General features: G+C 59.7%; 9 protein-coding genes. 3 read left to right on the forward strand and 6 right to left on the reverse strand.

All coding sequences use genetic code 11. The features are described from left to right. Nucleotides 1–3 precede the first annotated feature (3 nt). Genes AC1DIH_RS10970 through AC1DIH_RS10990 form a run of 5 tightly spaced genes read right to left on the reverse strand, consistent with a single transcriptional unit; the run spans nucleotide 4 to nucleotide 8,393 of the window. Nucleotides 4–1,410, reverse strand: coding sequence for an ATP-binding protein (locus tag AC1DIH_RS10970; RefSeq protein ID WP_477771690.1), 1,407 nt, complete (start codon nucleotides 1,408–1,410; stop codon nucleotides 4–6). Continuing rightward, nucleotides 1,407–3,218: a DAHL domain-containing protein gene (locus AC1DIH_RS10975; RefSeq protein WP_477771691.1), complete on the reverse strand. Its 1,812-nt coding sequence runs from the start codon at nucleotides 3,216–3,218 to the stop codon at nucleotides 1,407–1,409. Before AC1DIH_RS10975 ends, AC1DIH_RS10970 begins: the two co-directional genes overlap by 4 nt. Continuing rightward, entirely contained in the window at nucleotides 3,215–4,174 is a 960-nt protein-coding gene (locus tag AC1DIH_RS10980; RefSeq protein ID WP_477771692.1) for a cytochrome-c peroxidase, read from the reverse strand. The genes AC1DIH_RS10975 and AC1DIH_RS10980 overlap by 4 nt, the downstream gene beginning before the upstream one ends. A gap of 44 nt (nucleotides 4,175–4,218) precedes the next feature. Beyond that, entirely contained in the window at nucleotides 4,219–6,090 is a 1,872-nt protein-coding gene (locus AC1DIH_RS10985) for a GGDEF/EAL domain-containing response regulator (protein WP_477771693.1), read from the reverse strand. After that, nucleotides 6,087–8,393 (reverse strand): GGDEF/EAL domain-containing response regulator, encoded by a 2,307-nt coding sequence (locus tag AC1DIH_RS10990; protein WP_477771694.1) that lies wholly within the window; start codon nucleotides 8,391–8,393, stop codon nucleotides 6,087–6,089. Before AC1DIH_RS10990 ends, AC1DIH_RS10985 begins: the two co-directional genes overlap by 4 nt. 262 nt (nucleotides 8,394–8,655) lie before the next feature. On the opposite strand from AC1DIH_RS10990, the gene nosR reads away from it, so the two are divergent. The 3 genes from nosR to AC1DIH_RS11005 all read left to right on the forward strand — a co-directional run bounded on the left by nosR (nucleotide 8,656) and on the right by AC1DIH_RS11005 (nucleotide 11,210). Continuing rightward, entirely contained in the window at nucleotides 8,656–9,990 is a 1,335-nt protein-coding gene (gene nosR, locus AC1DIH_RS10995) for a response regulator c-di-GMP phosphodiesterase, NosR family (protein ID WP_477771695.1), read from the forward strand. 174 nt (nucleotides 9,991–10,164) lie between these two features. Then, nucleotides 10,165–10,599 carry an NUDIX hydrolase gene (locus AC1DIH_RS11000; RefSeq protein ID WP_477771696.1) on the forward strand — a complete coding sequence of 145 codons (435 nt, stop codon included), beginning with the start codon at nucleotides 10,165–10,167 and terminating at the stop codon, nucleotides 10,597–10,599. Nucleotides 10,600–10,706: 107 nt separating this feature from the next. Then, the gene (locus tag AC1DIH_RS11005) at nucleotides 10,707–11,210 is read left to right on the forward strand and encodes an N-acetyltransferase family protein (protein ID WP_477771697.1); all 504 of its coding nucleotides are present in this window, start codon (nucleotides 10,707–10,709) and stop codon (nucleotides 11,208–11,210) included. A 159-nt stretch (nucleotides 11,211–11,369) separates the two neighbouring features. Here AC1DIH_RS11005 and metR read toward each other — a convergent pair whose 3' ends face one another. Beyond that, complete coding sequence (gene metR / locus AC1DIH_RS11010) at nucleotides 11,370–12,287, reverse strand: transcriptional regulator MetR (RefSeq protein ID WP_477771698.1); 918 nt, start codon at nucleotides 12,285–12,287, stop codon at nucleotides 11,370–11,372. Between the last annotated feature and the right edge of the window lie 13 nt (nucleotides 12,288–12,300).

Here is a 12,300-nt window from a genome sequence, read left to right on the forward strand (position 1 = left end):
GATTCAGGTCACGAGGTTTGACTGGCGGATTGGCAGTTCGATGCGAAAGGTAGTGCCCACCCCGATTTCGCTGCGCACGGTAATGTCGCCACGATGCTTTTTCACAATACCGTAGGACAATGACAGGCCTAATCCGGTCCCCTGGCCCACTGGTTTGGTGGTGAAGAACGGATCAAAGATTTTCTGCAGGTATTCGGGCGCGATGCCTGAGCCGGTGTCTGCCACTTCGATCCAGACTTTTTCCCCGGCAACCCCGTTACTCAGGGTAATGGTCCCGCGTTCGGGCCCCATGGCCTGGGCGGCGTTGACGATCAGGTTCATGATCACCTGATTGATCTGCGAGGGCAGGCACTCGATCTCGGGAAGCGTCTGATACTGCTTGATCACGTCGGCCTTGTACTTGAGTTCGTTGGCGACAATGTTCAGCGTCGAATCAATCCCCGTTTGCAGATTGACCGACTGCCACTCCTGGCTGGTGTCTACGCGTGAGAAGTCCTTCAGGTCCCTGACGATTTGCCCGACCCGGTTGATGCCGTCCTTGGACTCCTTGATCAGCAGCGGAATGTCTTCACGCAGGAAGTCCAGTTCCACTTCTTTACGCAAGGTTTGGAGCCGTTCGAGAAGCTCGACGGAGCCAATGGCTTCTTCGGCCCCCTGATAGGCGTCGAGCATGCTCTGCAACTGCTTGAAGTAACCGTCCAGGGCGCCGAGGTTGGAAGAAATAAAGCCGATGGGGTTGTTGATTTCATGGGCGACACCCGCCGCCAGCTGCCCCAGGGATGCGAGTTTTTCCGACTGTATCAACTGGCTTTCGAGCTGCTTGCGCTCGTCGATCTCCTGTTGCAGTTCGACGCTCGCTTGCTGGAACTGCCGGGTCCGGCGTTCTACCAGGTGCCCCAAATGATCCAGTTGCACGCTGGCGCGTTCGGTCATGTCCCATTTGCTGGTCAGGGTATTGGCCATCTGCTGGACTTCGATGTTGTCGAAGGGTTTTTTCAGGATCAGCAGCCGGTCGTGGGCCTGCAAGCGATTGAGCAGGTCATCCCAGGAGTAGTCGGAATACGCCGTACAGACCACCACCTGCAAACGCGGATCGGCTTGCCATAAATGCTCGATGGTTTCGGCGCCGTCCCAGCCCTGTGGCATGCGCATGTCGACGAACGCCAGTGCATAGGGGCGATTGTCGTGTTTGGCCTGAACCAGTTTGCCCAAGCCTTCCTGGCCAGCATAGGCCGAATCCAGTTCGAAGCCTTGGCTCGTCGCCTTGATTTGGGTGCCGAACAGCGCCGACTCCATCTCGTCCAGTTCGCCGTGCTGTGGCAGCTCAGGTGCCAGGATCTTGCGAAAGTCGTCATGGATCGACGGTGTGTCGTCGATCAGCAGGATGCGTCGATTCGATGACTGCTTCATGTTTCACCTTCGGCGATTTTCAAGGGGAGTTTCAAGGTGAACAGTGCACCTTTTCCCGGACCGTCGCTGTGGGCTGTCAGGTGGCCATTCATCTCGATGGCGGCGAGGGCGCAACTGTGCAGGCCAAAACCGTGACCTTCCTTGCGCGTGGTGAAACCGTGGGCAAAGATCCGGGTCATGTTTTCGGCCGAGATGCCTTCGCCTTCATCCTTGACGCTGACCTGCAGCGTTGCGTCGTCGACCACCTTGACCCCCAGGGTCATTTCCCGGGGACGGTCGCTGAGGTCCGACATGGCGTATTTGGCGTTGCTGATCAGGTTGATCAGGATCAGCAACATCCGGTGTTTATCGCCCATGACCGTGGGCACTTCGGCGTAGTCCTTGACCACGGTGACATGGTGGCGGGTCAGGGCGCCCGAGTTCATGCGCAGGGCATCTTCGAGCAGTTCGCTGACTTGCAGCGGTTCCATCAGGCTGTTGGCCCCGGCGTAGGACTGCTGGGTGGCAACGATGTCCTTGATGTGGTCAACGCTTTTGCTCAATTGCGCCAGTTCGTCGCTAATGCCCTGCTGTTCAAGGGCAATGGCATCCACCAGTTGATTCAGGTAACCGGGCAGCAATTTGCCTTTTTCGTCTTCGGTGATGAAGTGGCCGAGGTCGCCCTGGTGCTCGTTGATCAGTTGCATCGCCTTGCCCAGCCCCAGCGTCTTGCTGGTGCGCAGTTTGCGGGTGACCAGGTCGGCGGAGATATTCACGCTGTTGAGCACGTTGCCGACGTTGTGCAGCACGTTGGTGGCGATCTCGGCCATCCCGGCCTGGCGTGCGGTGTCCAGCAGTTCGCTTTGGGTGTCCTTGAGTTCCCGGGTGCGTTCTTCGACCCGTTGTTCCAGGCTTTCATTGGCTGCTTGCAGGTCCCTGTTGACGCGGTTGATTTCCGTAAAGCTGCGCAGCAGCCGGAGGGTCAAATACAGCAACAGCAGAACCAGTAGCGCCGAAAATACCAGCATGTACAGGTGATACCGCTGCTGATCCGTATCGATTTGTTGCTCGTCTCTATTGAACAGGTCGGTGATATCGTCCAGGCGCGCAGCCACCGGTATCGCTTCGATCCGCGTCAGGAGGTCGTTGACGATCGGTTGTTCGCGCAGGATCAACGCGATGTGGTTGCCCAGTATTTCTATCGGCTCATGAAACTCGTCGGGCAAGCGCAGTTTGTTCACCGCCAGTTTGTTCTGGCCTACCAGAATGTCGGCGGCCCTGTCGTCAGTGGTGACCTGGGCGAACTCCAGGCTGCTGAGCAACAGGTCGTAGGTGTCGGTGGCGATGTTCTGCAGTTGCAGTTTGTCGTGATCCGGGAGGTGGGCGAGCTGGTTCTGGATATCGTCTTCGGCAGTTGGCAAGAACGCCAGGGAGTTGCGCAATACCGCATTGTGGGATTTGAACTGCTCTACCAGACGGGTCTTTTCCTTGATCAAAGCGAGGTAGGCGGCATAACGGGCCTGCCAGATTGTTGAATCACCGCGCTGGTGGCTGGGTTCGATAGTCTCGAATTGCTGCCACAGGCGAGTCATCTCGGTCAGGGGGGCGACCAGCGGATCGTAGTCGTGGCTGATGGCGATCCTGGCCTTGAGGATCTCGGTTTCCCATTGAGCGTTGAGTTGCTTCATCCGGCCGATCAGGTCTCGAGCGTCGGAATAGCTCGAGGCCGGGTCGGAGCTGGACTTGATGTACAGGAACACCAGCGTGGAAGCGAGCAACAGGGTGATGCCGCTGAGCAACAGCAAACTGAGTCGACGGGACACTTTCATAATGGTTTGCCTCCCCACTCGCCGGTCAGGGTCTTGAGGAATTTGATGATCAGGGCCTTGTCTTCATCGGAAGGGACGCGTCCCAGCTGGAACTTGAACATCACATCAACGGCTTCCTCGAGGGTTTTCGCCGTGCCGTCATGAAAGTACGGCGCGGTCACCGCAACGTTGCGCAGGCTGGGAACCTTGAACACGTTGCGGTCTTCCTCGTCCTTGGTCACCAGGTAGCGGCCCAGGTCCGATTCGGTCAGATTGCCCCGCGCCTGGAAGTAATCGCCCATCACCCCGAACTTCTGGAACATGTTGCCGCCGATGTTGACCCCTTGATGACAGGCGATGCAGCCGTAGTCCTTGAAGCGCTGGTAACCGTATTTTTCGTCGAGGCTGAGAATGTCGGTGTTGCCCTTCAGGTACTGGTCGAAACGCGAATTGGCGCTGAGCAATGTGCGCTCGTAGGTGGCCAGGGCATTTTGCACATTGGCCGCCGTCACCCCATTCGGGTAAGCGTTGCCGAACGCCGAGCGGTAGGCCGGGTCAGTGGCCAGCGTTTGCACCACGTGTTCCCAGTTGCTGCCCATTTCAGTGGGACTTTCCACCACCGCGTGAGCCTGGTCCTCCAGGGTGTCGGCCCGGCCATTCCAGAACTGCCGGAAGTTCAGGCTGGCATTCAACACGCTGGGGGTATTGATGGTCAGCGGCTGGCCGTCGAAACCGATGGAAAATTTCTTGTCATCGGCGCCGCCCTTTTCCAGGTGATGGCAGCTGGCACAGGACAGGCTGTTGTTGACCGACAACCGTGTTTCGTTGAACAGCTGGCGCCCCAGTTCGACGCGCTGAGGGTCCTGTGCAGGTACCGGTGGCAGCGGTTTGAGGGGTTCGTCCAAAGGCTCGGCGCTCGCCGTCAGGCAGAGTCCGAGCATCAGTGTGGTGAGCAGCGTGAATCCATAGGGCGACATCTGATGATTCCTTTGCCGGGTGCCTGCACTGTCGGGCTGTCGGTCTACGTGCGCGGTGGTGTCTGTTGGCTGTCGGTGAGCAACTGCGCGAACTCCTGGGGGAGCACGGCTTTGCTGAAAAAGTAACCCTGGCCTCCTTCACACTGATGGGCCTTGAGAAAGTCCAGTTGTTCAAGGGTTTCCACGCCTTCGGCGATGATATTGAGGTTGAGGCTTTTGCCCAGGCTGATGATGGCGCTGACCAGTGCATCGTCGTTGTTATCACTGTTCAGCCCGCGAATGAACGACTGGTCGATTTTCAGCACATCGACCGGGAACCGCCTCAGGTAGCTCAGGCTGGAATAGCCGGTGCCGAAGTCATCGATCGCCAGGCGCACGCCTAATGCCTTGATGGCGCGCAAGGTCAGCACGGTGGTCTCGACGTTCTGCATCAACACGCTTTCGGTGATTTCGAGTTCCAGCAGTTTGGGATCAAAACCGGTCTGCTCAAGGATCTGCACGATGCCGTCGACAAAGTCACGCTGACGGAAGTCAATGGCGGAAACGTTGACGGACATGCTGATCGCCGGCAATCCGGCCTTTTGCCAGGCGCGGGCCTGTTGGCAGGCCTGGGTCAATACCCATTTGCTCAGGGGAACGATCAGCCCGCTGTCCTCGGCCACTCCGATGAAGTCCGTTGGGTACACCCACCCGTGACCGGGTTTCAACCAGCGAATCAAGGCTTCCGCACCGACCACTTTGCCGGTGCGCAAATCAAGTTTGGGTTGGTAATGCAGGACGAACTCGTCACGCTCCAGGGCCAGGCGCAGACCGGATTCGATGCTTTGCTGTTCACGGGCGCGCTGATTCATCTCGTCGATGAAAAAGCTGAAGTCGTTAAGGCCTCCCTCCTTGACGGTGTGCATCGCGGTTTCGGCTTTCTTGATCAACGGCACGGCATCGAAGCCGTCCTCCGGGTAGATGCTGATGCCCAGGCTGGCGGTCACGCTCAGGTCATGACCGGCAATGTGCTGCTGGGTGCTGACGGCCCTCAGCAGCTTTTCGGCAATGCCTTGGGTTTGCTGGGGATGACGGATGTCCGCGAGGATCACCACGAACTCGTCGGAGCCGTAGCGAAATACCGAATCGGACTTGCGCACCGTGGCTACGAGGCTCTGGCCGACCCGTTTGAGCATTTCGTCGCCAACCGGATGGCCCAGTGCGTTGTTGATGCGCTTGAACCGGTCCAGCCCCAGAAATATCACCGCCAGTTGTTTGCCGTGCCGCCGTGAAAGGGCCAGGGATTGAGTCAGCCGGTCACCCAGCAGGGTGCTGTTGGGCAGGCCGGTGAGTACGTCGTATTGCAACAGATGGGAGACTTTGAGTAGCTCCTGAACGCGGTCCTCGATGGTTCGCTCCAGGCTGAGCATTTTCAATGCAGCGTCCTGAGCCATCTGCCATTTCCAGGTCAGGGCACTGGCCATCTGGCGGATTTCCAGGCTGTCGAAAGGCTTTTTCAGCACCAGCAACTGGTCGCCGAACGCCAGTCGTTCAGCCATCGCTTCCCAGGTGTAGTCAGAGAAGGCGGTGCACAGGGCAATTTGCAGGTTCGGGTCGACCTCCCAGAGTCGTTCGATGGTTTCCAGTCCGTCCCAACCCGGTGGCATGCGCATGTCGGTAAACGCCAGGGCATAGGGCCGACCTTCGGCCTGGGCACGTTTGACCAGTTCCAGCGCTTCTTTGCCCTGGTAGGCGGAATCGAGGAAAAACTTCGGATGAGCGTGTCGTTCAGTGCCGAATAACAGCTCTTCGGTGCCGGCCAGCGACTGCTCGTCCGGTACATCGGGGCTGAGGATCTTGCGAAAGTCCTGATGGATCGAAGGCATGTCATCGATGATCAGGATGCGCCGGTTGGTGGGGGCGAGCGATGGTTTCATCCCCGGTCCTCCGGTGTATAGGACGAGTCTTCGAGCAGTGGGTTCGTTGCGCCGGGGAAGGTCGGTGGCACGATGCTGCCGGCCATCAGCAACGCCGCTGCCTGTTGGCTGCTGACGGCTTTGCTGAAGTAATAGCCCTGAGCGTTCATTGGCGAGCCGGTGGAGATCAGCGAGCTGCGCTGTTCCTGGGTCTCGACACCCTCGGCAATGATGCCGATCCCCACTTCGCGGGCGAAATTGATGATCGCGCGCAAGGTCGTGGCGCTGGCGGGATCGCGAGTCGCGGTGTCGATGAAAGCCTGGGCGAGCTTGAGGTGATTGACCCGATAGGTCTTGAGGTAGTCGAACGAGGAGTACTCGGTGCCGAAGTCGTCGATGGCAATTTTCACCCCCAGCTCACGCAAGCGCGGCAGCACATCGTTGTGGGTCCATTTGGTTTGCGCCAGTGTCGCTTCGGTGACGTCGAAGCGCAGGTCCCAGGGGCAGAGGTTCCACAGGGCCGTGGTGCGCAGCACGTCGTAGATCAGGTCCGGACCGCTCTTGAGCTGGGCCAGCGAAAGCTTGATCGCAATCACCGGGGGCGCCATGCCTTCGTCGCGCCACTGACGCATTTGCTGACAGGCGCGATCCAGCAACCAGTGGCCAAGCGCGATGATCACGCCGGTTTTTTCCGCTGCGGGAAGAAACATGTCGGGTTCCAGTATTCCTCGCTCTGGATGACTCCAGCGGACCTGGGCTTCCATGCCGAGGATCTTCCCGGTGCTCAGGTCGACTTCGGGCAAGTAGTGCAGTTCGAGCTGGTTTTGCTCGATGGCCTGTTTCAAATCGTTGGCAATCGACACCCGGTCGAGTACTTCCTGATTGATCTCCTCGGAGTGGAAATGGTACTGGTTGCGGCCTTTTTCCTTTGAGCGGTACAGCGCCATGTCGGCCTGAGCCAACAGGCTCTCGGCACTCAGGCTGGTACTGGAGTAAGTGCTGATGCCGATGCTGACCGAAACCCGCACGTTGTTGCCGTCGAGGGTGTAAGGCAATACCAGTTCATCGCGGACCTTGCCTGCCAGGGCCGCCGACTGTGTCGGGTCGCCGGCGTCGAGCTGCACGATTGCAAACTCGTCGCCACCCAGACGCGCCACGATGTCGTTTTCGCGGACACAGGCCTTGATGCGCCGGGCGACTTCCTGCAACAGCAAATCCCCGATGGGGTGGCCCAGGGTGTCGTTGATGCGTTTGAAATGATCGAGGTCCAGGTAGAACACGGCGAAGGGTGCGCCGCCCCGACGGGCGGCAGCGAATGCCTGGTGCAGGCGTTCGAGGAGCGTCGTTCGATTGGCCAGCCCGGTCAGCCCGTCGGTACGTGCCAGCAGGGCGATCTTCTCTTCGGCCAGCTTGCGTTCAGTGATGTCGATGATGATGCCTTCGACTTCCAGCAAGCGACCGTCCTGGTTACGCACCGGCACGTAGCGGTTTTCGACCCAGCGCCAGTCGCCGGTGCCGGTGCGCAGGCGAAACTCGATGGACGCCCCGGCAGCGTCCCGGTCGAGTATCCGTGCCATGGCATTGTCGACTTTGCCCTGGTCCTCGGGATGGATCAGGTCCTGGGCCCAGTTGGCCGATGCCACCAATTGCGCGGCCACGTGACCGAATTTGGTGATGTTGTGGGAGATGTACATCAACGGGAACGAGGGTTCGCCGCGCAGCCGGTACAAAATGGTCGGGCTGTTCTGCACGATGATATTGGCGTCGGACAGCTCGCGGGTGCGCTCTTCGACCGCCTGCTCCAGCAGGTTCATCTTTAATTCGGCTTCTTCGGTCATTTGCCATTTGACGGTCAGGGTGCTGGCCATCTGCCGGATTTCGATGGCATCGAAGGGCTTCTTCAGGATCAGCAGGCGATCGCCGAGCTCCAGTCGTTCGGCGATATCGTCCCAGGAGTAGTCGGAATACGCGGTACACAGCGCGACTTGCAGTTTTGGATCGACCTGCCAGAGCCGTTCGATGGTTTCCAGACCGTCCCAGCCGGGCGGCATACGCATGTCGATAAAGGCCATCGCATACGGAAGGTCCTTGGCCAGGGCGGCTTCGACCTTGCCCAGGGCTTCCAGGCCCTGATAGGCGCTGTCGAGCACAAACCCCAGGTCCGAAGCTACCACTTGCGTGCCGAACAGGGCTTCTTCAGCGCTGCTCAGCGCATCATCGTCGAGCACGTGGGGGCTGAGGATCTTGGCAAAGTCCTGATGGATAGAGGCGGTGTCGTCGACGATCAGGATCCGCCGGTTTTTTCGCGCAAACGGTGTCTTCATTGCAATGCACCGTCGCAAATGAGCCCTCGCAGCGTTGTGTTCATACGGCGTCCCTTCCTGATCGCAGTGTGCTAAGGGGGCAGATCTTGGATCCAGGTACGCAGAGCATAGTCTGCGCCTGTCAAGTTCGCCGCCTGCTGTGTGTCAAATCTATAGCGAACAGTGCTGAAAAACCGTCTAGCCTGTAGTGCAGGCCCGTGGAGGAGGGGGAGTTCCCTTGGGTGCCCACGAACGATTGGTCTGTTTCAGCTGAGGTAATGCCATGGATGAGCTGCTTAAACCCCGAGTGTTACTGGTTGATGACGAAGAATCGATCCTCAATAGCCTGCGCCGGCTGTTGCGTGGTCAACCCTATGAAGTGCTGCTGGCCGCAAGCGGCACCCGGGCGCTGGAGATAATGGAGCAGCAACCGGTCGATCTGGTGATGACCGATGCCCGCATGCCCAACATGGACGGTGCGACCCTGCTGGCGCACATCCACGAGCGCTATCCCGATACCGTACGCATCCTGCTGACCGGGTATGCCGACCCCTCGATGATCATCAAGGCAATCAACGAGGGGCAGATTCACCGTTACATCAGCAAACCCTGGAACGACGAGGAAATGCTGCTGACGTTGCGCCAGTCGCTGGCGTATCAACGCTCCGAGCGCGAGCGGCTGCGTCTGGTGCAGTTGACCTGGGATCAGAACGAGCAGTTGAAGCTGCTCAACGTATCCCTGGAAAAACGTGTCGCCGCGCGCACAGCCGAACTGCAGCAGACCGCCGACATGCTCGACCTGGCTTATGAAGAGCTCAAGCACAGCTACGCCACCGGCACCGAAGTGTTTTCGTTGCTGGCCAATCTGCGTCTGCCACCGGCCAAGCAAACCAATCGGCAAATCATCGATCTGGTGCGTATCTACTGCCAGACCCATGGGCTGGATGAGGCCAGCAGCCGAGACCTGACCATGGCTGCGGCGCTTTACAACATCGGCAAGCTGAGCTGGACCGACGGCATGATGACGACGCCTTCGGACCTGCTGCATCACCCCGAACGGGAGCTGTATCGCGGTTATCCGAAACAGAGCGAATCGCTGTTGATGACCCTTGAGCCGATGAAGGATGCCGCACGCCTGATCCTGCACCATCAGGAGCGCTGGGACGGCAGCGGGTTTCCCGATCGCCTCAAGGGGGAGGCCATCCCTTTGGGTTCGCGCCTGCTGAAGCTGGCCGTGGACTTCATCGAATTGCAGTGCGGGCTGATTCTTGAGCGAAACATGAACAGTGATGAAGCGCTGCTGTTCATCCGCAAATACACCGGGCGTTTCTACGACCCGGAACTGGTGGAGGACTTCGTTCAGGTTTGCGCCACCTACCAGCGTGATATCACCCTCGGTGATCCGACGGTCAAGGTGCTGAGTACCCGCGACCTGGCAGCCGGGATGGTGCTGGCGCGCAACCTCAATGCCGACAACGGCATGCTGCTGCTCAATGCCGGCAAGGTGCTCAATGGTCCGCTGGTGGAAAAACTCATCGCCTTCGAAGCCATGGAGGGGGCCAGGTACAGTGTATTTGTCCATGTGCCCGAGGAGCTGGAAGCGGTGATTTCTGCGTAGACACCGTTGTGAGCTTTACCGGGCGTCCTTAGACGCCCGGCTTGCCGGCGATGGCGATTCCACAGACGTCATCGCTGGCAAGCCATGCTCCTGCTGGGCGGTGTTTTTTCGAGGTGACGCAGAACCTGCGCTCATGTGATCCTTGCGTTTTTTGCCCGGGACCATCGTTGATCCATGACGCTTTCATCTTCTGTTTCACCGCGCATTATCCGCATTGCCGCTGCCTTGCTGATCGACCCGGACGGTCGAACCCTGCTGGTGCGCAAGCGCGGGACCCAGGCCTTCATGCAACCAGGTGGCAAGATTGAAGCCTGTGAGCAACCGGTCGATGCGCTGGCCCGCGAGCTGGAAGAAGAGCTGGGGTTGGTCATCGATACCACTCAAGCGAGTTATCTGGGCAAGTTTTCCGCCCCGGCTGCCAATGAGCCGGGGTTTGTGGTCGAGGCCGAGATTTTTCAGCTGGATATCCAGCAACAGGTCACCCCGGCAGCAGAGATCGAAGAAGTGCTGTGGGTTGATCCGCACACGGTCGTTGATGTCATCCTGGCGCCATTGACACGGGACCTGATCCTGCCGTTTTATCGAACCTCCCTGACGACTCCGGCCTGACCGCTCAATGACAAGGACTGCGTCATGATTCCAGCCCCCGATCGGTTGATTTTCGCGGCGGCCTCGCTGCTGGTGCTGCCCCCAAGCCAGCGCAAGGCCTGAAGCACATGGCCATCCAACGACTCGATGCCAGCCATGCACTCGCTTACCGGGCGCTGATGCTTGAGGCCTATGACCGTCACCCGCAGGCGTTCACGTCGAGTGTGCGCGAGCGCGCGGTGATGCCGTTGAGCTGGTGGGAGTCACGCTTGACCAGCCCGCTGGACGTGCTGTTCGGCGCGTTTGAAGACGGCGAACTGGTGGGCATTGTCGGCCTGGCCTTCGAGGCGCGGGAAAAAGCCCGGCACAAGGCAACGCTGTTTGGCATGTACGTGTCAGGCACGGCCAGGCAGCGCGGGCTCGGTTATCAGCTGGTTCAGGCGCTGTTCACTGAGGCTCGGGGGCGACCGGGGTTGAAGCTGATTCAATTGACCGTCACCGCTGGCAATGACGCCGCATTGGCGTTGTACCAGCGTTGCGGTTTTGTGCAGTTCGGGCTCGAACCGCTGGCGGTGCGGGTGGGTGAAGAGTACTTCGACAAGATCCATATGTGGCGCGAAGTCCCGGCCTGACGCCGAGTGCTTTTGTGGCGAGGGAGCTTGCTCCCGCTGGGCTGCAAAGCAGCCCCAAGCTCTGCCACCACGCTCTGTCAGGTATACCGCGTTCGCTGACGTTACGACGGCTTCGCCGCCGAGCGCGAGCAAGCTCGCTCGCCACAGGTGTGATATCTGTCAGCGCACCGCGCTGACCCCATCCAGAGTCGAGAACGAGGTGTCCTTGGCCGTCAGCAGGAAGTCGCGCATGTACGGCGCGTCGAGCATGTCGGTGCGAATGGCAGCGTACAGCGTGGCAAACAATCCTTTCTCACCGAGGCGCTTGGCCTTCACGTAACCCCGTGAGCTGTACTCATGCAGCGCCCAATGCGGCATGCCGCAGACGCCACGACCGCTGGCCACCAGTTGCATCATCATCACCGTCAGTTCCGAAGTACGGATTTGCGCCGGTTCGATATCGGCCGGCTCCAGGAAGCGGGTGAAGATGTCCAGCCGATCACGTTCCACCGGGTAGGTGATCAGGGTTTCGCTGAGCAAATCTTCCGGGACGATGTACGGCTTGTTCGCCAACCGATGCTGGTTGGCCACCGCAAGCATCGCTTCGTAGGTGAACAACGGCACGTAGGTGATCCCGGCCAGTTCCAGCGGGTCGGACGTCACCACCAGGTCCAGGTCGCCACGGGCCAGGGCCGGCAGCGGGGCGAAGGAAAAGCCCGACGCCAGGTCCAGCTCGACTTCCGGCCAGGCGTCACGGAACTGGTCGATGGTCGGCATCAGCCACTGGAAGCAGCTGTGGCATTCGATTGCCATGTGCAGCCGTCCGGCGGTGCCACCGGCCAATCGTGCGATGTCGCGCTCGGCACCGCGCAGCAGCGGCAGGGTCGCATCGGCCAGTTGCAGCAGGCGCAGGCCGGCGCTGGTGAAACGCACCGGTTTGGTTTTGCGCACGAACAGCGGCATGCCCATGCGCTCTTCCAGCTCTTTGAACTGGTGGGACAGGGCGGACTGGGTCAGGTGCAGGCGGTCGGCGGCTTCGACCAGGCTATCGGCCTCGCGCAAGGCGTGCAGGGTCTTCAGGTGACGGATTTCGAGCACCGGGGGCTCCATG

This window comes from Pseudomonas sp. 05N36 (assembly GCF_056397385.1).